Origin of the sequence: Streptomyces sp. Tu 2975, from assembly GCF_009832925.1 — a bacterium.
Lineage (GTDB): Bacteria > Actinomycetota > Actinomycetes > Streptomycetales > Streptomycetaceae > Streptomyces.
Window position 1 is genome coordinate 6,801,147 of sequence record NZ_CP047140.1, and the last position, 24,010, is coordinate 6,825,156.

The window sequence follows — 24,010 nt, forward strand, 5'->3', positions numbered from 1 at the left end:
CGGCGCCGGGCCCGGTTACGGCCCGGCCGTCCCGGACGCCTCTTGTGAGGGACCGCCGTCCGGCTCCGTGTGCGCCGGAGGCTCGGGCGGGAACGGGCCCGCTTCAGCGGCAGGGGGCCCGGAGTTCCCGGCACGGCACGAGCGGTGGAACTCGCCGAACTGCGTGCCCGCGTCCCGGCCGGTACCGGCGTAGCCCTCCGACGGGCCCGCCCCGGGGTCGCGGCCGCGGTCCGCCGCCGCCATCGTGCGGCCCGCGGGCCGCACCGGCAGACCGCCGGGCGTCGCCACGCGGCGCACCCCCTGTGGCGGGACGGCCATGCTGCCGCCGGCCGTGCCCGCATCCGTCGTGACCCCGTCCGCACCCGCCCAGGAGGTCGCTCCTGCCGTGTCCGGCCCGGCTGTGGGGGTTTCGGCCGTGTTGTTCCAGGAGGTCGTTCCGGCGGTGCCGTCCCCAACTGCGGCGGTGCCTGCCGCGGCCTCCCAGGACGTCGGTCCTACGGTGCCGCCGTCAGGCGCGGAGGCGACTGCCGTGGCCTCCCACGCTCCGACGGTGCCGGCCTCGGCTCCTGTTGCCGCTGCTGCGCCCTCCCACGAAGGCGTCCTCGCCGTGCCCGCCCCGGAGGTCGTCGGGGCGTCGGGCAGCGGGACCGTGATGCCGTGGGCCGGGGTGACATGCCCGGTCGCCGCCTGCTCCGGCAGGCCGCTGCGCGGCTGCGCGAGCAACTGCGGCGGCAACAGCACCACCACGCCCGTACCACCGCGCGACGACGGCCGGAAGCTGACGCTCATGCGGTATTTCACGGCCAGCCTGCCGACCACGGCCAGCCCGAGCCGGGTGCCCTGGAGGGTGGCGAGGTCGGTGATTCTGCCGGACACCGCCTCCTCGGCCCGGCGCATCGCCGCGTCGGACATCCTCAGGCCGCTGTCCTCGATGGTGACGACCAGTCCGGCCGTCCGCTCCTCGACGTAGACATGGACCTCGTCGACGGGTGGGGAGAAGTTCGCGGCGTTGTCCATCAGTTCGGCCAGCAGGTGCATCACACCCTCGGCGGCGAAACCGGCGACGGCGGCCGTGCCGGAGGAGTGCAGCCGCACCCGCTGGTACGCGGCGATGCGCCCGACCGCGCCGCGCAGGACGGATTCCATGGGGATCGGCCTGTTCCAGGCCCGACTGGCCCGGCCGCCCATGAGGAGCGCCAGACGGTCGGTCATCAGACCGAGCTGGGAGGCGCTGTGGTCGAGTTTCAGCAGATCGCCGAAGACCTCCTCGCCGTGCCGGTCCTGCATCTCCCGCAGATCGGCCAGCATGGTCACGGCCTTCGCCTGCACCCGGCTGAGGCCCTTAGCGCTCGCGCCCTGCGCGGCCGCGGCGCGTCGCTCGCTGAGCGCCAGTTCTCGCACGGTCGTCTCGAGAAGCACCCGCAGTCGGGAGTCCGCCGGCCGGTCCAGGCCCGCCATCACCGTCTCGGCCGACGCGCCGGTGCGCAGATGGGCCACCGCGGCCGGCAGGGCGACCGTCGTCATCCGGTCGACGCCGTCCGCGGCCAGTGCCAACTGCCGTACGGCAGCGGCGCAGTTCGCCGCAGAGGCCCGTGCGCGGTGTTCCGCCGCGCCGACCTCGGTGGCGAAAGCCTTCAGCATGCGACGCAGTTGGGCGTCCTTCGGGCCCGGCGTGCCGGTCAGGGCGTCCTCGACCGTGGCGCCGTCGCGCAGCCGTTTGACGACGGCGGGGACGGTGACATTGAGCAGGTGCGCGGATTCGGCGGCGAGCTGCGCCGACCGGGCCTGGAGCGTGCGCAGTTCGCCGCTCGCGGCGGCGCTCGCGCCCCGGCGTCGGCGCAGCGTCGCCGACGCGGCACCGGCGGTGGACGCGACGCCCAGCCAGGCGACGCAGACCGTCGCGGCCACCCATGCGCGGGCGGATGGGGGAGCGGCCACGATCACCGCTCCGCCGGCCAGGGCGGCAGCCAGCAGTGCGGTCAGCGGCAGGGGCACGGGGGAACGCCGAGACGTACGTGTCCGGTGTGGTGTGGGAGCCACTGACATTCCGCGATCCCTCGCTGCTCGAGTGCGGGAGGAGCTGTGGGAACAGGCGCCCGGCCGGCGCATCGGCCCGTATCGCCTGCCACGGGCGACGTGTTGACGCCGATCACTGAAGGTGATCCTCCGAAAGCGTGCGGTGCTCATGCTAGCCAGGGGTGAGGCCGCGGACCCCGGAGTGTGCCCACTGTCCACAGAACGGTGGAGTTGCGCGCGAAGTCGCCTGCGAGAGGCGCTCCACGTGGTAAACGGCGGGCGGTCGATGGCCCTTGAGGGGCGACGGGTGGGCCTTGGGGCGAACATCACAGCACGTCACGCCCTTCGTGCGGGGCCGGGCCGACTACCGTGGGCGGGTGCCGAAGAACAGAAACACGTTCTCATCCCCTGCCGCCTGGTGGCGCCGCGGACTCGCGCGCGCCGTCCATCGCGGCTGGCAGTGGGTGCAGGAGGCGGGCGCCGTCACGGCCGACCGTCCGGGGCGGCTCGACTTCCGGCGGATCGGGCCCGGCACCCGGCTCGCCTTTCCGCAGGGGACCGTCTTCGGTGAACCGTGGATCGAGCTGGGCGCGCACTGCATCATCGCCGAGCAGGTGACCCTGACCGCCGGGATGATGCCCGGCCTGGATCTCGGTCCCGATCCCATCCTGACGCTGGGGGACGGGGTGGTCCTGGGGCGCGGCAGTCACGTCATCGCCGACACCCGCGTGACCATCGGCTCCGACACGTACTGCGGTCCCTACGTCTACATCACCTCGACGAACCACAGCTACGACGACCCGCACGAGCCGGTCGGCAAGCAGTGGCCCCGCACCGACCCCGTCTCGATCGGCCCCGGCTGCTGGCTGGGGACGGGTGCGGTGATCCTTCCCGGCGCCCGGCTGGGCCGCAACGTGGTGGTAGCGGCGGGCGCGGTCGTGCGGGGCGAGGTGCCCGACCACTCGGTGGTCGCCGGAGCCCCCGCCCGCGTCGTACGCCGGTGGGACGAGGCCGAAGGCTGGCAGCCGCCGCTGCGCACGCCCGCGCCGGTGCCCATCCCGGACGGGGTCACCCGGAGCAACTGCGGGCGCTCGGGGAGCTCGAGAAGCAGCTGCCGCGGACGGGCGTCGACGGCGTGGCTCTGCAGCAGGCGGGTGTGGACGGCGGGACGCTGCCGGGGGCGGCGGCTCCCGGCCGGGCCGTGTCGGACCTCGAAGGGCGCTGATCAGCCGCTCGCCAGCAGGACCGTGCCCACCAGGGCCAGCCCGGCGCCGGCGGCCTGCACCGTGCGCAGCCGCTCCTTGAGGATCACCAGCGCCGCGAAGACCGTCACCACCGGATACAGATTGGCGAGGACCGCGGCCACCGTGACCGGCCCGGTCTGCGCGGCGATCGAGTACGTGCCGTTGGCCGCCACGTCCGCGAGGCCGACGAAGGCGAGCGCCGGCAGCGAGCGCAGGACGGTCCGGAGGCCGCCGTCCTCCGGCAGGGCCCGGCCGCCGCGCCTGACCGACACCCACAGGGCGGCCCCGCCGACGGCGACGTTGGTCACCCGCTGGACGAACAGTGCCAGGAACAGTCCGGTGAGCGTGGTCGACGCCTCCGCGATCAGGGCCAGTACGGCGCCGAACCCGAAGGCCGCGACGAGCGTCATCAAAACCGCCTGACGCTGCACCGGTGCGCCGCGCAGTTCGGGGCCGCCCGCGAGGACGATGCCGGCCACCGCCACCGCGATCCCCGCGAATTGGAGCACTCCGGGCCGCTCGCCCAGCAGGAGCCCGATGCCGACGGGGACGGCGACGCCGAGTGAACCGAGTGGCGAGACCACGCCCATCGGGCCGAGCGCGAGGGCCTTGTAGAAGCAGAGCATCGCCACCGGGCCCACCGCGCCGGCCGCGACGGCGTACCAGAGCCGCGGTCCGGCCTCCGCGAAGCCGCCGGTCGCGACGACGATCGCGCCGAGGACCACCACCGCGACGGACTGGGAGGCGACGACCACGGTGAGCGCGGGCGTGCGTCGCGTGAGCAGGCCGCCGCCGAAGTCGGCCAGTCCCCACAGGAGGCTGGTGGCCAGGGCGAACAGTGCGGTCATGCGATGCCTCGCAGTACAGTGCGGTGAACGATTCGGTGCACCACACGGTAGTGCAATTTATTGAACTCTGTCATCCAGGATATTGGACGGAATGTGTCGGACCTCGACCAGCTCACCCAGTCGCTCGCCCGGAACCTCAAGCACTGGCGCGGCGAACGTGGCCTCACCCTGGACGCTCTCGCCGCCCGTTCCGGGGTCAGCCGGGGAATGATCATCCAGATCGAGCAGGCGCGCACCAACCCCAGCGTCGGCACCACGGTGAAACTCGCCGACGCCCTCGGCGTCAGCATCACCACGCTCCTCGACTACGAGCAGGGCGCCCAGGTCCGCATCGTGCCCCCGGAGCAGGCCGTCCGTATGTGGTCCACCTCCACCGGCAGCTCCACCACGCTCCTCGTCGGCAACGAGCGCGGCGGGCCGCTGGAGCTGTGGTCATGGCGGCTGATGCCCGGTGACGAGAGCGCCTCCGACCCCCACCCCGACGGGACGACGGAACTGCTGCACGTCACCGCCGGTGAACTGACCCTCGTCGTCGACGGAGAGGCCCATGCCGTCCCCGCCGGCACCTCGGCCACCTTCGAGGCGAACGTCCCGCACGCCTACCGCAACGCGGGCGAGGCGGTCGTCGAAATGATGATGGCCGTCTCCGTCCCGCCCGTCCGCTGAGACGCCCGATCGCCGCCGTGCGGTGCGGTGTTACCGTGCGGCACATGCGCGCACCCATCGGGAATTTCGACGATGCCACCCCCGCACCCGACTGCCTGGACCTCCTTGTCGCACCCGTCGCGGCGGCCGTGCGTGCCTGGCACGGCGACGTGCCGGCCGAGCAGATCCTCTACGTCGACACGGACCCGGAGATCGCCGACACTTCCGTCTTCGTCGAGCACTACGGCCGCGAACTGCTCGAGCAGTCCGCGAACTGCGTCGTCGTCGCCGGGAAGCGGGGCGGCGCCACCTCGCTCGCCGGCTGCCTGGTCCTGTCCCGCACCCGTGTCGACGTCAATGGTGCCGTGCGCAGGCAACTGGGCGCCCGCAAGGCGTCGTTCGCGCCGAGGGAGGCCGCGACCGGCGAAAGCGGTATGGAATACGGCGGGATCACCCCGGTCGGGCTGCCCGCCGACTGGCCGCTGCTGGTGGACCCGGCCGTCGTCGACACCGAATGGGTCCTCGTCGGCAGCGGCCGCCGACGCGGCAAGCTGATCCTGCCGGGCAAGGCGTTCGCCGCCCTGCCCGGCGCCGTGGTCGTCGAAGGCCTCGGCATCTGACGGCGGACCGCCGGGGACGCCCGCCCCGCCGGGAACGACCGGCGGCTCAGCCGAGCCGCGGGATCTCGATGGCGGGGCATCGGTCCATCACCATGTCCACGCCGGCCGCCGTGGTGCGCGCGTACGCCTCCTCGTCGATCACGCCGAGCTGGAACCAGACGGCCTTCGCCCCGACGCCGACGGCCTCGTCGGCCACCGCGCCTGCCAGACCCGAGTTCACGAACACGTCGACGACGTCGACCGGGAACGGGATCTCGGAAAGGCTCGCGTACCCCTTCTCGCCGTGGACCGTCTCGGCCTTCGGGTGCACCGGCACGATGCGCTTGCCGTAGCGCTGGAGCACATCGGCCACGCCGTATGCCGCCCGCCGCTCGTTGTTGGACAGGCCGACCACCGCCCAGGTGTCACCGGTGACCGTCAGGATTCTGCGGATCGTCTCTGCATCTGCGTACATGCCACGAGAACGGGCGGGGGGTCCCCGCGATTCCCCGGTGGCCGAACCGGCCCCGGACGGCGCATAGGGTGGCCGGATGCAGGAGCAGTACCGGACGGTCGCCCGCGAGGGTGTCCACGAGACCGAGATCAACCGATCGCGCTTCATCTGCGCGCTCGCCCCGGCCGCCACGGAGGGGGAGGCCCAGGCCTTCGTCGCGCGCATCCGCAAGGAGCACCCGACCGCCACGCACAACTGCTTCGCCTACGTCGTCGGCGCCGACGCGGCCGTGCAGAAGGCGAGCGACGACGGCGAGCCCGGCGGCACGGCCGGGGTGCCCATGCTGCAGATGCTGATGCGCCGGGAGATCCGGTACGTCGCCGCCGTCGTCACCCGGTACTACGGGGGTGTCAAGCTCGGCGCGGGCGGACTGATCAGGGCGTACGGCGGCGTCGTCGGCGAGGCCCTGGACACTCTCGGCACCGTCACCCGCAAGCGGTTCAGGCTCGCCACCGTCACGGTCGACCACCAGCGTGCCGGGAAGCTGGAGAACGACCTCCGGGCGACCGGCCGTCAGGTGCGCGACGTCACATACACGGACACCGTCCGCATCGGGATCGGGCTGCCCGACGCCGACGTCGACGCTTTCCGCGCCTGGCTGGCGGACGTCACGGCGGGCACGGCCGGGCTGGAGCTCGGGGGCGAGGCGTACGGAGATGCGTGAACCCGCCCGCATTGTCCGACCCCACCGATACGCTCACGGATCATGAGACTCCTGCACACGTCGGACTGGCACCTGGGCCGGTCGTTCCACCGGGTGAGCATGCTCGACGCCCAAGCCGCGTTCCTCGACCACCTGGTGGCGACGGCGCGCGAGCGGGAGGTCGACGCGGTGCTGGTGGCGGGAGACGTGTACGACCGGGCCGTCCCGCCGCTCGCCGCCGTGGCACTGTTCGACGAGGCGCTGCACCGGCTCGCGGACGCCGGCGTGCCGACGGTGATGATCTCCGGGAACCACGACTCGGCGCGCCGCCTCGGCGTCGGAGCAGGACTCATCGACCGGGCCGGGATACATCTGCGCACGGACCCGGCGGGCTGCGGCACCCCCGTACTGCTCGCCGACGAACACGGCCCGGTGGCCTGCTACGGGCTGCCCTACCTCGAACCGTCCCTGGTCAGGAACGAGTTCGGCACGGAGAAGGCCGCCCATGAGACGGTGCTCGCCGCGGCGATGGAGCGGATACGGGACGACCTCGCCGCCCGCGAGGAGGGGACCCGGTCCGTCGTGCTCGCGCACGCCTTCGTGATGGGCGGCGAGGTGAGCGACAGCGAGCGGGACATCACCGTCGGCGGTGTCTGCGCCGTCCCCTCCGGCGTCTTCCATGGCGTGGACTACGTGGCCCTCGGACACCTGCACGGCTGTCAGACCATCACCGAGCGGATCCGCTACTCGGGCTCCCCGCTCGCCTACTCCTTCTCCGAGACCGACCACCGCAAGACGATGTGGCTGGTCGACCTCGATGCCTCGGGAGCCGTTACCGCCGAGCGGATCGACTGCCCCGTGCCACGCCCCCTCGCCCGGCTGCACGGCACCATCGAAGAGCTGCTGGAGAGCCCGGAGCTGGACCGGTACGAGGAGTCGTTCGTGGAGGCGACCCTCACGGACGCCGTGCGCCCTGCGGATCCGATGGCGCGGCTGGCCCGGCGCTTCCCGCACATCCTCAGCCTGGTGTTCGAGCCGGACCGCGCTCCGGAGGACTCGTCCGCCTCCTACGCCCAGCGGCTGCGCGGGCGCAGCGACCAGCAGATCGCGGAGGACTTCGTGGCCCATGTACGCGGCGGCAACGGCCCTGACGACGGCGAGCGCACCGTCCTGCGCGCCGCCTTCGAGGACGTACGGGTCGACGCCGGTGTGCGCGAGGTGGCCGGGTGAGACTGCACAGACTCGCCGTCACCGCGTTCGGTCCCTTCGGTGCCACCCAGGATGTCGACTTCGACACCCTCGCGAGCTCCGGGATCTTCCTGCTGCACGGGCCGACAGGAGCGGGCAAGACCTCCGTCCTCGATGCCGTCTGTTTCGCGCTGTACGGCGCGGTCCCCGGCGCGCGCCAGAGCCCCGGGACGTCGCTGCGCAGCGACCACGCCCCCGTCGGCACGCCGACCGAGGTCAGCCTCGAACTGACCGTCGCCGGACGGCGGCTGGAGATCACCCGACGTCCGGCACAGCCGCGCCCCAAGGCACGTGGCAAGGGTTTCGTCACCGAGCGGGCGCACAGCACGCTGCGCGAGTACGACACGGCGAGCGGTGAATGGCGGCCGCTCAGCACGTCGCACCAGGAGATCGGGGAGGAGATCACCCAGCTCCTCGGGATGAGTCGCGAGCAGTTCTGCCAGGTCGTCCTGTTGCCGCAGGGTGATTTCGCCCGATTCCTCCGATCCGATGCGGAGGCCCGCGGCAAGCTCCTCGGACGGCTCTTCGACACACGCCGGTTCGCCGCCGTCGAGGACCACCTCGCCGAGCTGCGGCGCGCCGCCGAGCACCAGGTGAAGGCCGGCGACGAACGGCTGCTCGCCGTCGCCCACCGGATCGAGCAGGCCGCCGGCCCGGCGGCCGCCGAGTGGACCCGCCCCGAGTACCAGCCCGGCGACCCGGGCCTCGCGGACGCCGTCCTGCAATGGGCGGCGGTGGCCCGCACCGGCGCCCGCGAGCGGCTCGACATCGCCGAGTACGCCCTCGCCGCTACCGAGAGCCGGCAGGCAGCCGCCCGCCGGACCCTCGAGGCCGAACAGGAACTGGACCGGCTCCAGCGGCGGTACGCGGAGGCGGCGGAGCGCTCCGAGGCCCTCGAGACGCGGCGCGCGGAGCACGAGAGCCGGTGCGCCCGGCTGGAACGGGCCCGCAAGGCCGCGCTCGTCGAGCCGGCGCTGCGGATGCGCGACGCCGCCGAGCGCGAACACCGCACGGCGGAGGCCGAACGCGAACGGACCAGGACCGCACTTCCCGCCGAATTCACCGACGCGGGCGCGGACCGGCTCACCGGCGCCGAACGCACGCTGCGCCAGGAACTCGGCGGCCTCGACGCCGCCCGCAGGGCCGAGGCCCGTGCTTCGGACATCACCCGAGAGCTGGCGGACCTCGACCGGCAGGCCCGGGCCGACGACGACATCCTCGCCGAGGCGGCGGACTGGCTCGCCGAATGGGACGGCGTCCGCCGTGGCCACCAGGAACGGATCACGGCCGCGCAGGAGGCCGCTACCCGGGCCGAACATCTCGCCGGCCGGCTCGAACCGGCCCGCGAACGACTGCGCGCCGCCCAGGAACGCGACGACCTCGCCACCCGCGTGGACAAGGCCGCCGATCGGCTGCGCATCCTGCACGAGCGCGCCAACGAGGCCAAGGCGGCCTGGCTGGACCTCAAGGAGCGCCGGCTCCAGGGCATCGCCACGGAACTGGCCTCGGCGCTCCTCCCGGGCGAGGCCTGTGCCGTCTGCGGCTCCGTGGAGCACCCGGCGCCGGCCCGCGCGGGCGCCGGGCACGTGGACCGCGCCGCGGAGGACACGGCCTACGAGCGGTATGTACGCGCGCAGAAGGCCAAGGAGGACGCGGAGCGGGAGCTGGCCGTGCTCGGCGAGTCCCGAGCTTCGGCGGCGGCCAGGGCCCGCGGCCCGGAGCCGTCGTCCGCCGGGCACTCGCGGCAGGGAACGACCGTCCCCTTGCCCCGGTCCGGCGAGGACCCGGCGGTGGCGGACCTGCGCGGCGCGGTCGAGGAACTGGAGCGGGAGTACGCCGCCGCGCGTGATCTTGCGGCCGGAACACACGGCGCCCGCGAGGCACTTGAACGCGCGGAACGGGAGTACGAGAAGCGGGTCGCCGCCCGGCAGGAGGCGGAGCGGAGCAGCGCCGCCCGCACCTCCCGTCGGGAGACCCTCGACCAGGAGCTGGCCCAGCTCGAGGACGACCTGTCCAGGGCGCGGGACGGCGCCCGCAGCGTCGCCGAGCGCGCCGCGCAGCTGGAGAGCCGGGCCGGTCTGCTGACCGCCGCGGCAGACGCCGTCCGCGCGGTCGACAGCACCGCCCTGCGGCTGAAGGAGGCCGACGACCGGCTCGCCGACGCCGCCTTCCGCGCCGGCTTCGACACCCCCGCGGACGCGGCGGCGCGCCTGCTGACCGACGCCGAACAGCGCGACATCCAGCACCGAATCGACGCCTGGCAGGCGGAGGCCGCCGCCGTCGCCGACCGGCTCGCGGAGGACGACGCCCGTACCGCGGCGGCCCGGCCCGCCGCGGCGCCCGGAACGGCCCGCGCCGTCCACGAGGCCGCGGAGCGCGCACTGCGCGACGCCGCATCGGCGCTCGACGCCGCACGTGACAGGTGCGCCGAACTCGACCGGCTGTCCCGGCAGGCCACCTCGGAGACCCTCGCGCTGCGCCCGCTGCGCGAGGAGTACGAGCTGGTGGCCGGCCTCGCCTCCCTCACCGCGGGGACCTCCGCCGACAACGAACGCAAGATGCGCCTCGAGTCGTATGTGCTCGCCGCCCGCCTGGAACAGGTCGCGGCAGCCGCCACCGTACGGCTGCAGCGGATGTCCTCCGGCCGGTACACGCTCATCCACTCCGACGCCCGCACCGGCGGGAAACGCGCCGGCCTGGGACTGCGCGTCGTCGACGCCTGGACCGGCCGGGAACGCGACACGGCGACCCTGTCCGGCGGCGAGACGTTCTTCGCCTCGCTCGCCCTCGCCCTCGGTCTCGCCGACGTGGTCACCGACGAGGCCGGCGGCATGCGGCTCGACACCCTGTTCATCGACGAGGGTTTCGGCAGCCTCGACGACCAGACACTCGACGAGGTGCTCGACGTCCTCGACTCGCTCCGCGAACGGGACCGCAGCGTCGGCATCGTCAGCCATGTCGGCGATCTGCGCCGACGCATCCCCGCGCAACTGGAGGTCGTCAAGGACCGCGGCGGGTCGGCCGTGCGGCTGCGGACGGAGGCCGCCCTCAGCGACTGATCGGGCGGCGGCGCAGCGGCGACGAATAGACGACGCTCGTCGTCACGGAGCCCAGAGCGCCGATCTTCCCCGAGACCTGCTCGAGGTGGCTCATCGAGCGGGCGGCGACCTTCAGCACGAAGCAGTCGTCGCCCGTGACATGGTGGGCCTCGAGGACCTCGGGCGTCGCGTCGAGCAGGTCGTGGAACGGCTTGTAGTTGCCGTTCGGATAGCGCAGCCGTACGAAGGCGAGGATCGGCAGCCCGATCCGCTCGTGGTCCACGACCGCCGAATACCCCTCGATGACGCCCGCCTCCTCCAGTCTCCGCACCCGCTCGGTGACGGCGCTCGCAGACATGGAGACGGCCCGCGCCAACTCCGCGTAGCTGGCCCTGCCCCGGGTCTGAAGGGCCTCGAGTATGCGCCAGTCGGTGGCGTCCGGTGAATGTCCCGTCATGGCCGACACACAACAGGGGATCGCCCGGCCGATCAAGACGAGCGCCGGGGAATCCCACTTCCTGGAGACGATCACCGACCGTAGATTTCTGGGCATGACGACGACGCAGAGCAACTCCCTCGTGACGCAGCCGGCCAACCCCGTCCTGCGGGTGCCGCCCGCCGACCCGGAGGTCGCGGCCGCCTACTTCGGCGCGAGCCTCGCCTTCCACGCCGACGTCTCCGACGTCGCGGCCGCGCTCTCGGCCGGCGGCGACCCCGGATTCGTCGTTCTGGACTCCCGCTCCACCGAGTCCTGGGACCAGGGCCACATTCCGGGCGCGGTGCACCTGCCGACCGCCCTCGTCCCGGAGCAGGCGGAGCAACTCCTCGACAGGTCCGTGCCGGTCGTCACCTACTGCTGGGGTCCCGGCTGCAACGGAGCCACCCGCGCGGCCTTCGCCCTCGCCCAACTGGGCTTCCAGGTCAAGGAGATGCTCGGCGGCTTCGAGTACTGGGCCAGGGAGGGATTCGAGTACGAGACCTGGGAGGGGCGCACCGTCCGCGACGCCGACCCGCTGACCGCGCCTGCCGGTGCGGACGACTGCGGCTGCTGAAACGGCCCGGGCCCCGCGCACCCTGCCGCCGGCCCGACGTCGGGCCCGGGGCCGGACCCCGGGCGGGGTCCGAGGTCGCCGCCGTCGACCGACCCCACGTCGACCACGATCGCGCTCGGCAGGCCGGCAGGGTCCAGCCGGGCGGCGAAGGCCAGAACCTCTTCCCGGCACGGATCCCTCTCCAGCGGCGCGACGTCCAGCTCGCCGCGCACGGCATACCGGCTGCCCGTCACCACCGCGCCGTCGAGCAGGAACAACCGGTACTCGGCCGTGAACGTCACGATGTCGCTGACCAGCACCGGAGTGTCGTCGTCGACGGCGTCGGGTCCGGGCAGCCCACTGCCGTCCGGGTAGACCCTGGCAGGGAAGCTCTTGTCGTTGGGCGGCTTGACGAACGCCGGCCTGCGCAGCGCCCGGGCCTCCGCGACCGTCGTCAACTCGATGTGGCGGACCGTCAGTTCGTGGGGAAGCTCGGCCAGCCATGTCTCCGGCGCCTCCAACAGGCCGAGTCCGATGTCGCCGGCCACCGCGTCCGCGAACAACGGCCCTGCGTAGAGGGATCCTTCCGGCACGCCCTGGAACTCCTCCGCCACGCGCCAGTCGTGCAGAGTCCTCGTACGCATGCCCCGCCGGACAGCGGCAGCCGCGAGTGCCTTGCCGGTGGCGGTGATCCGGGGGGAGAGGAAGAGAGTGCCCATGTCCGAAGGGTGCCGTACGGAACTGCGCCGGGGCAGCGAATTCGCCGGAGCGCCGGTGCCGGAAACCGCATGACAAGGCCCGGCGAATCGATCACGATGCATGGTCATGCCCAACTTGCCGTCTCCTTCCGCCGAGTCGCTGCGCCGAGACCTCCTCCCGCTGCGCGGACGCACCGCCCTGGTCACCGGGGCCAGCCGCACGGGCGGGATCGGTTACGCGGTGGCCCGGCGCCTCGCCGCGTACGGCGCGAGCGTCTACCTCCACCATCACGTACCGCACGATGCCGCCCAGCCGTGGGGCGCGGAGCCCGGCGGTCCGGAAGCGGTCGCCGCGGGCGTGCGTGAGGCCCTCGGGGACCCCGAGGCGCTCGTGCGCCACGGTCCCGCGGACCTGTCCGACGCCGGCGCCCCGGCCGCGCTGCTGGCCGCGGCCGCCGACGCGCTCGGCGGCCGTCTCGACATCCTCGTCGCCAACCACGCGCTGAGCGGCTTCGACGGTCCGCTGGACGGGATCGACGCCGCCATGCTCGACGCGCACTGGGCGATCGACGCCCGCTCCGTGATCCTGCTGGTCCAGGCGTACGCGCGGTTGCGGGCCACGCTGCCGGGGCGGACGCCTGGCGGGCGGATCCTGGTGATGACCTCGGGCCAGGACATCGCGGGCGGCATGCCCGGCGAGATCGCCTACGCCCTCGCGAAGGGCGCGCTGGCCTCGGCGACCCGCTCGTTGGCGACCTCGCTCGCCGACCTGGCTGTGACCGTCAACTGCGTCAACCCGGGGCCGGTCGACACGGATTACCTGGACGGCGAGGCGTACGAGGCCATCGCGGCGATGTTCCCGGCCGGCCGGTGGGGCATGCCGGACGACCCGGCCCGCCTGATCGCGTGGCTGGCGACGGACGAGGCGGAGTGGATCACGGGGCAGGTGATCGACTCGGAGGGCGGCTTTCGCCGCTGACGCGGCGCGGGTGGGGCGGGCCCGCTGCGCCGGGCCGTTCCCCCACCCCGCGCAGCGGCCACCCGCCCCGCCCCAACCGTCACAGCCGGGACAGCTCCTCCACCAGGTCGTCCAGCCCCAGCGACCCCTGCGAGAGCGCCGCCATGTGCCACGCCTTCGCGTCGAACGCCTCCCCGTGCGCCCGGCGCGCGTTCTCGCGACCCAGCAGCCAGGCCCGTTCGCCGAGCTTGTAGCCGATGGCCTGGGCGGGCATCGACAGGTAGCGGGTGAGTTCGCTCTCCACGAAGTCCGCCGGCCGGCCGCTGTGCATGCCGAAGAACTCCTGCGCCAGTTCCGGCGTCCAGCGCCCGCCCGGGTGGAACGGAGAGTCCGCCGGGATCTCCAGCTCGAGGTGCATGCCGATGTCGACGATGACCCGGCACGCCCGCATCATCTGGGCGTCCAGGTAGCCGAGGCGGCGTTCCGCGTCCTTGAGGAAGCCCAGCTCGTCCATCAGGCGTTCCGCGTACAGTGCCCAGCCTTCGGCGTTGGCGCTCACCTGTCCGACGGAGGACTGGTAGCGGGAGAGCCGGTCGGCGACATGGGCCCACTGGGCGAGCTGGAGGTGGTGGCCGGGGACGCCCTCGTGGTACCAGGTCGACACCAGGTCGTAGACGGGGAACCGGGTCGCTCCCATGGTGGGCAGCCACGTCTGGCCCGGCCGGGAGAAGTCCTCCGACGGTGCCGTGTAGTACGGCGCGGCGGCTCCTCCGGGCGGGGCGATACGGGACTCCACCCTCCGCACCCGATCGGCGAGTTCGAAGTGCGTGCCGTCGAGCGCCTCGATCGCCTCGTCCATCAGCTTCTGGAGCCAGACCCGCACCTCCTCCTCGCCCTCGATGTGCTCGCCGTGCACGTCGAGGTGGGCCAGCGCCTCCCAGGGGCCCGCACCGGGAAGGATCTTCTCCGCTTCCTTCTTCATCTCGCCGAGCAGCCGGTGGTATTCGGACCAGCCGTACGCGTAGGCCTCGTCGAGGTCGAGGTCGGTGCCGTTGAAGTAGCGCGACCACCGGGCGTATCGCTCGCGGCCGACGGTGTCCGGGGCGTCCGCCACGGCGGGGGCGTACACGTCGCGCATCCAGTCACGCAGCTCCGCCACGGACCGGGTCGCCGCGCCGGCCGCGACATCGAGTTCGACGCGGAGCGCGGCGGGGCCGGCGGACGCGAACTCCTCGAACCAGCCGTGGCCGGTGGCGCCGCCGCTCCATTCCGTCAGCTGCTCGATGAAGGTGGCCGTGGCCCGGGGGCCGCCGTGGAGCTTCTTCTCGAGGCCGAGGGCGAGGGACTCCCGGTAGCCCTCCAGCGCCCGGGGCACGGCGCGCAGCCGCTCTGCGATCGCCGCCCAGTCCTCTTCGGTCTCCGCCGGAGTGACGGTGAACGTCTCGCGGACCGTGTGGGCGGGGGAGTGGATGTTGCTGACGGCTCGCAGGCTCTCCTCGGCGTCGTGGACGGCGAGTTCGGCAGTGAGGCGCTCGCGCAGCAGCCGTCCGCAGCGGCGCTCGACGTCACTGGCGGCGCCCGGCAGCTTCTCCGCGTCGTCGAGCCGGGCCAGGGTCTCGCGGGCGAGGACGGCGAGTGCTTCGGTGCCCGCGGGCGAGAAGTCGGGGAGGAGCCCTGAACTTTCCTTGATTCCCAGGTAGGTACCGAGGGCCGGATCGAGTTCGATGAGTGCGTCGACGTAGGCGTCGGCGACCTGACGGGGGAGCGGGCTGCTGGATGTGTCTGGCATGGGGCACATCCTCGTACGAAGACGTGCCCCTCGTCACCACCATCGGCCCCCGGGCACCTGACATCCGGCCAGAAGTGGATCATCCGCCGGTCGGCGTCGCCGGGGGCAGCAGCGGCCCGCACTCCCACTGCTGGAAGATCAAGCGCGTCTCGACCCTGGCCACCTCGCGCTGCGAGGTGAACTCGTCGATCACCAGGCGCTGCAGGTCCGCCATGTCGGTCACCGCGACGTGGACGAGGTAGTCGTCGGGTCCGGTGAGATGGAACAGCGCCAGCGACTCGGGGAGGGCGCGGATGCGCTCGACGAACGGGCCGATCAGTTCGCGCCGGTGCGGCCGGACCTGGACCGACAGCAGCGCCTGCAGCCCGCGGCCGAGCCGTGCCGGGTCGAGGGCGAGGCGGTGCCCGAGGATGACGCCGGAGCGGCGCAGTCTGGCGACCCGGTCCAGACACGTCGAGGCGGCGACGCCGATCTCCGCCGCGAGGTCCCGGTACGTGGTCCGGGCGTCGTTCTGAAGCAGGCGGAGAATCTGGAGATCGATCGGGTCCAGTGCGACAGAATCAGCCATTTGCCGAACGTAGCACGGAGGAGATCCGTTACTTCCCGGTAACTGTTCACAGTGCGGCCATGGAGAACGCAGCCTCGGCCGCGCCCGTGACCCGGGCCCTGGCCACCGATGCCGTGCACGCCGGACGCGAGGATCTCGCGGAGCTCGGCCTGCACGCCCCGCCGCTCGACCTGTCGACCACCTACCCGTCGTACGACGCCGCCGGCGAGGCCGCGCGGATCGACGCGTTCGCCACGACCGGAGCCCGGCCGGAGGGGCCGCCCGTCTACGCACGGCTGGACAACCCCACCACCGCCCGGTTCGAGACGGCGCTCGCCAAGCTCGAGGGCACGGAGAGCGCCGTCGCGTTCGCCAGCGGCATGGCGGCCCTGACCGCCGTGCTGCTGGTCCGGGCGAGCATGGGCCTGCGCCACGTCGTCGCCGTCCGGCCGTTGTACGGCTGCAGCGACCATCTGCTGAACGCGGGACTCCTCGGGACCGAGGTCACCTGGACCGACCCGGCCGGCATAGCCGACGCCCTGCGGCCCGACACCGGGCTGGTCATGGTCGAGACCCCGGCCAACCCGACGCTCGCCGAGGTGGACCTGCGGGCCGTACGGCACGCCTGCGGCTCCGTGCCGCTGCTCGTCGACAGCACCTTCGCCACCCCGGTGCTCCAGCGCCCCGCCGAAGACGGCGCCCGGCTGGTCCTGCACAGCGCCACCAAGTACCTGGGCGGTCACGGCGACGTGATGGGTGGTGTGGTCGCCTGCGACGAGGAGTTCGCCTGCAAGCTGCGCCAGGTCCGTTTCGCGACCGGTGGCGTGCTGCACCCGATGGCCGGATACCTGCTGCTGCGCGGGTTGTCGACGCTGCCGGTGCGGGTCCGGGCCGCGTCCACCACGGCCGCCGATCTCGCCCGCAGGCTCACCACCGACCCGCGGGTCGCCCGGGTCCACTACCCGAGCATCGGCGGGGCGATGGTCTCCTTCGAGGTGTACGGGGACCCGCACGACGTGATCGCCGGGGTGCGGCTGATCACGCCGGCGGTGAGCCTCGGCAGCGTCGACACCCTGATCCAGCACCCGGCTTCCATCAGCCACCGCATCGTCGATGTGAACGACCGGCGCTCGGCCGGTGTCAGCGACCGGCTGCTGAGGATGTCGGTCGGGCTCGAGGACGTCGAAGACCTGTGGCGGGACCTGACGGAGGCGCTCAGCGCTCGCCCTGCCCGGTCCGTTCCGTCTGCTCCGTCTGCTCGAAGCGGGAGCGCGGACGGCCGGGAGCCGCAGCCAGTCGGGCGGTGACCACCAGGGTCCCCTCCTCGATCTGGTAGTCGAGCGGCAGCCCGAGGCCGCGCATGGCGGCGACCATCGCGGTGTTCGACGACCGGGTGACGGCGTACACGCTGTCGCAGCCGGCCTCGGCCGCCATGCCGACCAGACGCTCCAGCAACTGCGAGCCGATGCCGCGGCGCTGCCAGTCGTCCTCGACGAGCAGTGCCACCTCGGTCTCGTCGCCGTCCCACAGCAGGTGGCCGAGGGCGACGAGCCGGCCGGAGGCCGTTTCCACCGCCAGCGTCCGGCCGAAGCGAGGGCTCAGCAGGTGGTTGAGATAGCGGTCGGCGTCCCGGACCGGGCCGTGGTAGCGCATCTCGAGCGTCCGGGCCGAGCACCGTTCGTGCATGGCCAGAGCGGCGTCCACATCGTCCTGGTCGGCGCGGCGCACGGAGATCTCGTTGCCCTCGGGGAGGGTGAGGATGTCCTGGCTGCGGGGGATGCGGGGACCGAGGCGCGCGTCGAGTTCGACGAGGGCGCGGGCGCGGGCGAACTCGGTGGGGGTGAAGGGCAGATAGGCGCGTTCGATGATGATCGCGCCGCCGTTCGGGTCACGCAGATGCATCACCGTCTCCTCGAGAACGCCCTCGACCGGGGGCATGTCGCCGGTGGGGCGGCCGGTGGGGGACACGGCCGGGCGGGACCGGATGGTGCAGCGGCCGAGCAACTGCCTCAGCGCCAGTGGAAGTTCGGCGGCGTCCAGGGCGGTACGGGTGGCGAGGCCGAGCACCCGGGTGGGCGTGTCGACCAGGTCGTGCGCGTCGGCGCGCTCCGTCCAGGTGCCGCTGCCGCCGGCCGCGGCGACCTCGCGGGTGAGCTGCGGTGCCTCGAGCGAAGCGGGCGCCCGCAGCAGGAACTCGTCGACCGTCCCGTCGGCCAGCGGATGGGTCTGGAGCGTCAGGATGTCCACGTCGAGCCGGGCCAGGGCGTTGCACAGGGCGGCGAGGCTGCCGGGGGTGTCCTGGACGGTGGTGCGCATCCGCCACAGGGCACTCTCGCGGGGGCTCTGCTCCCCGGCTGTCTCCTGGGAGGCGGCGGGGGCACCGGCGGCCGCCGGATCCGTAGGCGGCGCATGACCGTGGCGCCGTGCCCACCATGTGTGGAACGTGGCCGTCGCGGCCAGCGTCACCGCCGAGGCGATGAGCAGGAACGGCCCGTCGGGAGTGTGCCCGATCAGTTTGGCGATGGTGTCGGCGACCGCGACGGCGGTGAACATGGCGGCCAGTTCGACGAGGTCCCGCCGCCAGTGGTGCGGACGGCGGGCGCTCTTGGCGGAAGTCACATCTGTCATGGCTTCACTGTGACCGACCGGTGTTGCGTGATCACGAACGTTCTGTGACTGATGGGTTAAGCGCCGATCTGGAGCGCTATCAGTCGGTTTTGGCCGATTCTGGCGTGCAGTGTTCGCTTCCATGGTGCAACACGTACAGGTTTCCGCCCGGGCACGGGACCGCCGGACCCGCGCCGGACCCCGTCACTGGCCGACACGCCCAGGCTGAAGCGTCTTGGTGAAGAGCACGGTTCCGCCCTCCGCGCGCAGCCGCACCGTCAGCTCACCGCTGTCGCCGTCGATGTCGACCTCCCCGAAGTACTGCGGAGACTCCATCGGTGACACGTTCGCCCGCTGCGGCGCCCGCACGAACACCCGGTCGGGACCGAACGTCCCGTCCAGCGCGTTCGCCGGAAAACCGCCGGCGGCCAGCGGCCCCGAGACGAACTCCCAGAACGGCGCAAAATCCTTGAACGCCGCGCGCTCGGGCGCGTAGTGCTGGGCCGATGTGTAGTGCACGTCGGCGGTCAGCCACACGGTGCCCGTGATCCGGCGGTGCTTGATGTGCCGCAGCAGTTCGGCGATCTGCAACTCGCGCCCCAGCGGCACGCCGGGATCCCCCTGCGCCACGGCCTCGAAGTCCGCGGAGCCGTCCGGGACCACGAGTCCCAGCGGCATGTCGGCGGCGATCACCTTCCACACCGCGTTCGACCGGTCCAGCTCCCGCTTCAGCCACGCGAGCTGCCCTGCGCCGAGGATGCCCTCACCCTCCTCCGCCTGCCGGTTCGGCGAGTTGGCGTCGCGGTAGGTGCGCATGTCGAGCACGAAGACGTCCAGCAGCGGTCCGTGGTTGACCACCCGGTGGATACGGCCCTCGCCGCCGTGTCCGGCGGCGGAGAGGGTGCTGACGGGGAAGTACTCGGCGAACGCCCGCATCGAACGCCGCGCGAGGACGTCTACGTCCTTCTCCGTGTACCGGGCGTCTTCGAGGATCTGCCCCGGGTACCAGTTGTTGCGCACCTCGTGGTCGTCCCACTGAACGATCGTCGGCACCTGGGCGTTGAACCGGCGGACGTTCTCGTCGAGCAGGTTGTACCGGAAGTTGCCGCGGTACTCGTCGAGCGTCTCGGCGACCTTCGACTTCTCCTCCGTGACCAGGTTGTGCCACACCCGCCCGTCCGGCAGCGTCACACTCGGCACGAGCGGGCCGTCCGCGTACACGGTGTCCCCGCTGCACAGGAAGAAGTCCGGATCCAGACGGCGCATCTCCTCGTACGCCCGGTAGCCGCCGTTGTCGGGGTTGATGCCCCAGCCCTGCCCGGCGATGTCGCCCGACCACAGGAACCGCACGCCGCGCCGGCGGTTCGCCGGCGCGGTACGGAACGTCCCGTACACCGCCTCGCCGGTGCGCCGGTGGTCGTCCGGATCGGCGAGCGTCACCCGGTAGTGCACCTGCTCGCCGGCGGGCAGGCCGCGCAACGCCGTCGTCCCCGTGAAGTCCGTCCCCGGTCCGAGCAGCGGTCCGTGCCACCTGCGGGCACGGCGGAACGATCCGGTCGCGGACGTCTCCACGATCATCCGCGCGGGCCGGCTGGAACGGACCCACACCAGCCCGGACGAGGCCGTGACGTCACCGGTCTGCACGCCCCAGGCCGCACGCGGCCGTCCGGACAGCGCCAGCGCCGGAGCCGCGCCCACGGTGGGCAGCGCCAGGGCCGCGGAGGCGGCGACCGTGCCGCGCAGGACGGAACGGCGTGCGGGGGGAGAGCTCTGCGGGGTCCGTGACATTGCTGTGCCTCCAGGCGGTTCGGCCGGTGTGCCGAGCCATGCCTAGCGGCAGGCCGAGTCCGTTGTGCGAACGCCGGGTGAACGGCGTCCCGCGTCCCCCTTCGCCGCCTCCGCCCGGGCAGGGGCCGCCGCCGCGCCGCGCGCGCCCGGTTCTAGCCCTCGGCCGGCGCGGCCGGCTCCGGCTCGAAGTCCCAGGAACCACGCTTGAACAGGGCCCGGAAGTCGGGGTGGTCCTCCCAATGCCGGGCGAGGCCCACCAACTGGTCCCAGTTCTGCGCCAGCGTCTGGTCGATGACGCGCCGCAACTCCGCATCGGCCGCGGCGCGTTGCTCGCACATGCCCTTCACGGCCGCCGCACTTCTGACGGCGCCGAGCAGCGCACGCAGGGCACGGGAGGTGTCGTCCATGCCGAAGCCGTGGTCACTGCCGTTCTCCGGATCGAAGAGGGGGCGGAGCCGGTCCTCGAGGAACGAGGTGATCTCCGAGAAGTGCTGCTGATCCATCACGGCTCCGTTTCCGTCCCACCGCCGTCAGGCGAGCGGGGTCGTTCGCTCGTCTCCCACGCAGCCGCCTCTGTCTCGTGCCACCGCGGGGCAAGGTCATTCTCCATGCCACGGGGAGCGCCTCGCCCACCGCCGGTATCCGCCGCCGGGGCCGTCGCAGAAATGCCTGCCGTCCGGTGTGGGGACCGGATGCGGCGTACCGGCGGCCGACGCCACCGGGCCGACTCAGGCGCTGCCGTCGAGCAGCACCCGTGCCACCAGCGCCGGATCATCACTCATCGGGACGTGCCCGCAGCCGGGCAGCCTGACGAGGCGGGCGCGGGGGATCACGTACTTGGCGCGAACGCCCTGGCGGCGCAGCAGCAGCCGGTCCTTGGTGCCCCAGCCGATGGTGACGGGGACGTCGCGGATGTCGTCGCGGAACAGCACACCGCCGCCGGCCGCGAGCGTCTCGTGGAAGCCGGTGGCCCCGCGCAGGGCGCGCGTCTCCGCGACGGCGGCCTCGGGCGAACGGCGGCCCGGCCGTGCGTAGATGGTGCTCACCAGAGCCGTACGCCCCACCGTCGACCGGGACAGCCGCTCGATCACCGGAAGCGGCAGGGACCGCGCACCCACCCGCATGGCCCGCAGGGTGGTGAAGGCGTAACGTCGCTCCGCCTCCGACCAGAATCCGGCCGGGGAGAGCGCGGTCACCGAGCGGACCAGTTTCTCGCGGCCCAACTCGAGGGCGAGCAGTCCTCCGAGGGAGTTGCCGGCGACATGGGGACGCTCGACACCGAGAGCCCGGCAGAACGCGCCGAGTACCGTCGAGACGGTCGCCAGGTCGTACGGGACTCCGTCCGGCAGCGCGGGCGAGGTGCCGAAGCCCGGCAGGTCGACGGCGATCACGTCGCGGTCGGCGGCGAGTATCCCCATCACCGGCTCCCAGGCCTGCCAGTGGTGACCGATGCCGTGGAGCAGCAGCAGCGGCTCGCCGGCGCCCCTGCGCTCGTAGGTGACGGACAGCGTGCGGCTGCCCCGGACGGTCTCGACGGAGAACGAGATCTCTGCGGCCATGGCTGCACGCTCCTGCGCTGGGACAGACAAATTGTCAGTAACAATTACCGCTCGGTAGCTTGGACTTCAAGGGGCCGGCTCGGGGTGAACGGGGCGCTGGTTGCTGCTCCGTTCCCTGACCGGGTCCTGCCAGGAATTGCCGTTCGAGAAGTGACCGGCCCGCCACCTGGCGATGTAGTGCGCGCCGCACCGGAACCTGCTGGACAGCGGGCCCGGCGTCGGCTGGGATTGACGGGTGGCTACAGACACCGTGACCGACCTCTTCGAAGAACACCGGCCCGTGCTGACCGGCGTGGCCTACCGCATGCTCGGCCGGATCGCCGACGCGGAGGACGTGGTGCAGGAGGCCTGGCTGCGCTGGTCGTCCGACCGGCGCGACGACGTGAAGGAGCCTCGCGGCTACCTCGTCAGGATCACCACCCGCCTCGCGATCGACCGGCTGCGGCACGTCAAGTCACGCCGCGAGTCGTACGTCGGGCCGTGGCTGCCCGAGCCCATCGTCACCGACTTCGGCCCGTCGGTCCCCGACACGGCGGAACGGGCGGTGCTCGCCGAATCCGTGTCGCTCGCCGTGCTCGTGGTCCTCGAGTCCCTCTCACCGCTGGAGCGCGCGGTGTTCGTGCTCCGCGAGGCGTTCGGCTTCCCCTATGCCGAGATCGCCACCACGCTCGAGAAGTCGGAGGCGGCCGTACGCCAACTCGCCGGGCGGGCGCGCAAGCACGTGGAGGAGCGCAAGCACCGGTACGACGTGGATCCGGCCGAATGCCGTGACCTCACGGAGCGGTTCCTGTCCGCCGCCTCGGGCGGCGATCTGGAGGGGCTGCTCTCCATCCTCGCCCCCGACGTGCGGCTGGTCGGCGACAGCGGCGGCAAGACCAAGGCGCCACTTCGCGTCATGCAGAGCGCGGACAAGGTCGGACGCTTCCTCATCGCGATCTCGCAACAGCCGGTTCCGGACGCCGAGATCCGCTTCGTCGAGGTCAACGGCGCACCGGCGATCCTCGTCCTGTCCGGGGCAAGCCGGACAGCGTCATGCAGATGGAGGTACTGGACGGACGCATCCAATGCGTATACATCGTGCGAAACCCTGACAAACTCGTCGCCTTCGCCGGGCCCGACACGGACTGAGGCCCCTTCTTCGCACGTCGGACCCCGTGGCCGGTATCCGGTCGCGGGGTCTTGTGCTGCGCGGCGGCACTCAGTACGAAGGCCGCGTGAACGCTGTGCGAATCCGGACCGCTGCACAGCGTGACAGCCGCAGGATTGGTCTTGACCAAGGGGAGGCCCGTCCTATGGTCGCAGGGATAGTGCAGGAACCTTTAATAAACAAGGGCGCGGAAAAGCCGCCGCTGACACGGCGATTGCGGAGGATCAGGGTGGGGACCACGCAGCTGGAACCGGTGCAGGAGCCCAAGTACTGGCACCTGAAGACCGTGCTTGCCGAAGCACTCGACACCGACTTCACCGTCGGCGAGATCCTGCCGAACGAACGCGACCTCGCCGCCCGCTTCGGCGTCGCCCGCGCCACCCTCAGGCAGGCGCTCGAGCAACTGGAGCTCGAAGGCCGCCTCCAGCGCCGCCGCGGCGTCGGCACGACCGTCGCCCCGCCGCGCGTGGGCGTCGACGTGACCACCTCGCGCCAGGACTGGCCCGGCACCGGACACGACGCCTGGCAGGCGGCCGAGTGCACCGTGGCAGTGCCGTCGGCGGCCGTGGCCAGGCTGCTCGACACCGAGGCGGACGAAGAGGTGCACACCGTCCGCCGGCTGAGGGCGAACCACGGCCAGCCCGTCGCCGCCGAACTGCTCTACGTCCCTGCCTCGTCGGTGCCCGACCTCCCCGCCATCGAGGCGCCGTCCGGCCCGGCCCTCGCCCGCAGCGTCCTGCGCGAACTGCAGCGCCTCGACCTCGAGGGCCAGGACCGCGCCGTCGAACTCGGCTCCGCGGGCGCCGTCGACGCCAGGGAGCTGGACCGGCTGCCCGGCGCGCCCGTCCTCGTCGTCACCACCCGGTACTTCTCCGAGGGACGCACCGCCGCGGTGTCGGTCGCGACGTACCGCGCCGACACGTGCCGCCTCACCTTCGGGACAGCGGGGACGTCGAGATAAGCCACGACGGTCAGCAGCGCCGCGCGTCCTGACCCCCGGGCCCCGGTCCACCCCGGCCCGCCGCAGCACTCGACGGCGGGCCCGGGTGGGCCATCGTCCCGCGCGTTGCGCGGAGGTGCCCTCGGTGGAC

18 protein-coding genes and 4 pseudogenes are annotated in these 24,010 nt (G+C 72.6%); 11 read left to right on the plus strand and 11 right to left on the minus strand.

Translation table 11 applies throughout. The features are described 5' to 3' along the window. Positions 1-15: 15 nt before the first annotated feature. On the minus strand, positions 16-2,046 hold the full coding sequence (locus tag GLX30_RS30480; protein WP_159694178.1) for an ATP-binding protein: 2,031 nt from the start codon (positions 2,044-2,046) through the stop codon (positions 16-18). A gap of 347 nt (positions 2,047-2,393) precedes the next feature. Between GLX30_RS30480 and GLX30_RS30485 the strand changes: the two are divergent. Further along, a pseudogene (locus GLX30_RS30485) lies at positions 2,394-3,241 on the plus strand (acyltransferase). On the opposite strand, the gene GLX30_RS30490 reads toward GLX30_RS30485, so the two are convergent. Further along, positions 3,242-4,108, minus strand: a complete 867-nt coding sequence (locus GLX30_RS30490; RefSeq protein WP_159694179.1) for a DMT family transporter — start codon at positions 4,106-4,108, stop codon at positions 3,242-3,244. A gap of 93 nt (positions 4,109-4,201) precedes the next feature. Between GLX30_RS30490 and GLX30_RS30495 the strand changes: the two genes are divergently transcribed. Together GLX30_RS30495 and GLX30_RS30500 are read left to right on the plus strand one after the other, a co-directional pair. Then, a complete protein-coding gene (locus GLX30_RS30495; protein ID WP_159694180.1) occupies positions 4,202-4,774 on the plus strand; it encodes an XRE family transcriptional regulator in 573 nt (190 codons plus the stop codon). Between the two features lie 44 nt (positions 4,775-4,818). Then, complete coding sequence (locus GLX30_RS30500; protein WP_159694181.1) at positions 4,819-5,373, plus strand: YbaK/EbsC family protein; 555 nt, start codon at positions 4,819-4,821, stop codon at positions 5,371-5,373. A gap of 46 nt (positions 5,374-5,419) precedes the next feature. On the opposite strand, the gene GLX30_RS30505 is transcribed toward GLX30_RS30500, so the two are convergent. Next, positions 5,420-5,827 carry a CoA-binding protein gene (locus GLX30_RS30505; RefSeq protein WP_159694182.1) on the minus strand — a complete coding sequence of 136 codons (408 nt, stop codon included), beginning with the start codon at positions 5,825-5,827 and terminating at the stop codon, positions 5,420-5,422. A gap of 76 nt (positions 5,828-5,903) precedes the next feature. Between GLX30_RS30505 and GLX30_RS30510 the strand changes: the two genes are divergently transcribed. Genes GLX30_RS30510 through GLX30_RS30520 form a run of 3 tightly spaced genes read left to right on the plus strand, consistent with a single transcriptional unit; the run spans position 5,904 to position 10,816 of the window. Beyond that, the gene (locus GLX30_RS30510; RefSeq protein WP_159694183.1) at positions 5,904-6,530 is read left to right on the plus strand and encodes a YigZ family protein; all 627 of its coding nucleotides are present in this window, start codon (positions 5,904-5,906) and stop codon (positions 6,528-6,530) included. 42 nt (positions 6,531-6,572) lie between these two features. After that, positions 6,573-7,739, plus strand: a complete 1,167-nt coding sequence (locus GLX30_RS30515) for an exonuclease SbcCD subunit D (protein WP_159694184.1) — start codon at positions 6,573-6,575, stop codon at positions 7,737-7,739. Then, a complete protein-coding gene (locus GLX30_RS30520) occupies positions 7,736-10,816 on the plus strand; it encodes an SMC family ATPase (RefSeq protein ID WP_159694185.1) in 3,081 nt (1,026 codons plus the stop codon). Before GLX30_RS30515 ends, GLX30_RS30520 begins: the two co-directional genes overlap by 4 nt. On the opposite strand, the gene GLX30_RS30525 is transcribed toward GLX30_RS30520, so the two are convergent. Next, positions 10,806-11,252, minus strand: a complete 447-nt coding sequence (locus tag GLX30_RS30525; RefSeq protein ID WP_159694186.1) for an Lrp/AsnC family transcriptional regulator — start codon at positions 11,250-11,252, stop codon at positions 10,806-10,808. The two genes, GLX30_RS30520 and GLX30_RS30525, sit on opposite strands and share 11 nt — an antisense overlap. Before the next feature lie 94 nt (positions 11,253-11,346). Here GLX30_RS30525 and GLX30_RS30530 point away from each other — a divergent pair, with 94 nt between their 5' ends. Further along, complete coding sequence (locus GLX30_RS30530; RefSeq protein WP_159695331.1) at positions 11,347-11,847, plus strand: rhodanese-like domain-containing protein; 501 nt, start codon at positions 11,347-11,349, stop codon at positions 11,845-11,847. An 86-nt stretch (positions 11,848-11,933) separates the two neighbouring features. Here the strand turns inward: GLX30_RS30530 and GLX30_RS30535 are convergent. Beyond that, positions 11,934-12,653 (minus strand): annotated as a pseudogene (locus tag GLX30_RS30535) (ATP-grasp domain-containing protein); the annotation flags it as partial. Between GLX30_RS30535 and GLX30_RS30540 the strand changes: the two are divergent. After that, a complete protein-coding gene (locus GLX30_RS30540) occupies positions 12,652-13,503 on the plus strand; it encodes an SDR family oxidoreductase (protein WP_159694187.1) in 852 nt (283 codons plus the stop codon). The pseudogene GLX30_RS30535 and the gene GLX30_RS30540 sit on opposite strands and share 2 nt — an antisense overlap. Positions 13,504-13,582: 79 nt before the next feature. On the opposite strand, the gene GLX30_RS30545 is transcribed toward GLX30_RS30540, so the two are convergent. Both GLX30_RS30545 and GLX30_RS30550 read right to left on the minus strand, forming a co-directional pair. Then, entirely contained in the window at positions 13,583-15,271 is a 1,689-nt protein-coding gene (locus tag GLX30_RS30545; RefSeq protein WP_159694188.1) for a DUF885 domain-containing protein, read from the minus strand. A gap of 79 nt (positions 15,272-15,350) precedes the next feature. Beyond that, entirely contained in the window at positions 15,351-15,839 is a 489-nt protein-coding gene (locus GLX30_RS30550; RefSeq protein WP_159694189.1) for an Lrp/AsnC family transcriptional regulator, read from the minus strand. A gap of 59 nt (positions 15,840-15,898) precedes the next feature. Between GLX30_RS30550 and GLX30_RS30555 the strand changes: the two genes are divergently transcribed. Further along, positions 15,899-17,125 carry a PLP-dependent transferase gene (locus GLX30_RS30555; protein WP_159694190.1) on the plus strand — a complete coding sequence of 409 codons (1,227 nt, stop codon included), beginning with the start codon at positions 15,899-15,901 and terminating at the stop codon, positions 17,123-17,125. On the opposite strand, the gene GLX30_RS30560 is transcribed toward GLX30_RS30555, so the two are convergent. The 4 genes from GLX30_RS30560 to GLX30_RS30575 form a co-directional block, all read right to left on the minus strand. Continuing rightward, on the minus strand, positions 17,034-18,446 hold the full coding sequence (locus tag GLX30_RS30560; protein ID WP_159694191.1) for a GNAT family N-acetyltransferase: 1,413 nt from the start codon (positions 18,444-18,446) through the stop codon (positions 17,034-17,036). The genes GLX30_RS30555 and GLX30_RS30560 overlap by 92 nt on opposite strands. A gap of 183 nt (positions 18,447-18,629) precedes the next feature. Next, positions 18,630-20,213 (minus strand): alkaline phosphatase D family protein, encoded by a 1,584-nt coding sequence (locus GLX30_RS30565; RefSeq protein WP_159694192.1) that lies wholly within the window; start codon positions 20,211-20,213, stop codon positions 18,630-18,632. Between the two features lie 152 nt (positions 20,214-20,365). Next, positions 20,366-20,716, minus strand: coding sequence for a hypothetical protein (locus GLX30_RS30570; RefSeq protein ID WP_167306878.1), 351 nt, complete (start codon positions 20,714-20,716; stop codon positions 20,366-20,368). A gap of 225 nt (positions 20,717-20,941) precedes the next feature. After that, the gene (locus GLX30_RS30575; RefSeq protein ID WP_159694194.1) at positions 20,942-21,772 is read right to left on the minus strand and encodes an alpha/beta fold hydrolase; all 831 of its coding nucleotides are present in this window, start codon (positions 21,770-21,772) and stop codon (positions 20,942-20,944) included. Between the two features lie 235 nt (positions 21,773-22,007). Between GLX30_RS30575 and GLX30_RS30580 the strand changes: the two are divergent. Beyond that, a pseudogene (locus tag GLX30_RS30580) lies at positions 22,008-22,900 on the plus strand (RNA polymerase sigma-70 factor). A gap of 248 nt (positions 22,901-23,148) precedes the next feature. Continuing rightward, positions 23,149-23,912 (plus strand): annotated as a pseudogene (locus GLX30_RS30585) (GntR family transcriptional regulator). Positions 23,913-24,010: the final 98 nt, after the last annotated feature.

Coding starts and splice junctions, on each gene's coding strand:
- GLX30_RS30480 (WP_159694178.1), bottom strand. CDS start 2,046: ATGTCAGTGGCTCCCACACCACACCGGACACGTACGTCTCGGCGTTCC.
- GLX30_RS30490 (WP_159694179.1), bottom strand. CDS start 4,108: ATGACCGCACTGTTCGCCCTGGCCACCAGCCTCCTGTGGGGACTGGCC.
- GLX30_RS30500 (WP_159694181.1), top strand. CDS start 4,819: ATGCGCGCACCCATCGGGAATTTCGACGATGCCACCCCCGCACCCGAC.
- GLX30_RS30505 (WP_159694182.1), bottom strand. CDS start 5,827: ATGTACGCAGATGCAGAGACGATCCGCAGAATCCTGACGGTCACCGGT.
- GLX30_RS30510 (WP_159694183.1), top strand. CDS start 5,904: ATGCAGGAGCAGTACCGGACGGTCGCCCGCGAGGGTGTCCACGAGACC.
- GLX30_RS30515 (WP_159694184.1), top strand. CDS start 6,573: ATGAGACTCCTGCACACGTCGGACTGGCACCTGGGCCGGTCGTTCCAC.
- GLX30_RS30525 (WP_159694186.1), bottom strand. CDS start 11,252: ATGACGGGACATTCACCGGACGCCACCGACTGGCGCATACTCGAGGCC.
- GLX30_RS30530 (WP_159695331.1), top strand. CDS start 11,347: ATGACGACGACGCAGAGCAACTCCCTCGTGACGCAGCCGGCCAACCCC.
- GLX30_RS30540 (WP_159694187.1), top strand. CDS start 12,652: ATGCCCAACTTGCCGTCTCCTTCCGCCGAGTCGCTGCGCCGAGACCTC.
- GLX30_RS30545 (WP_159694188.1), bottom strand. CDS start 15,271: ATGCCAGACACATCCAGCAGCCCGCTCCCCCGTCAGGTCGCCGACGCC.
- GLX30_RS30550 (WP_159694189.1), bottom strand. CDS start 15,839: ATGGCTGATTCTGTCGCACTGGACCCGATCGATCTCCAGATTCTCCGC.
- GLX30_RS30555 (WP_159694190.1), top strand. CDS start 15,899: ATGGAGAACGCAGCCTCGGCCGCGCCCGTGACCCGGGCCCTGGCCACC.
- GLX30_RS30560 (WP_159694191.1), bottom strand. CDS start 18,446: ATGACAGATGTGACTTCCGCCAAGAGCGCCCGCCGTCCGCACCACTGG.
- GLX30_RS30565 (WP_159694192.1), bottom strand. CDS start 20,213: ATGTCACGGACCCCGCAGAGCTCTCCCCCCGCACGCCGTTCCGTCCTG.
- GLX30_RS30570 (WP_167306878.1), bottom strand. CDS start 20,716: ATGGATCAGCAGCACTTCTCGGAGATCACCTCGTTCCTCGAGGACCGG.
- GLX30_RS30575 (WP_159694194.1), bottom strand. CDS start 21,772: ATGGCCGCAGAGATCTCGTTCTCCGTCGAGACCGTCCGGGGCAGCCGC.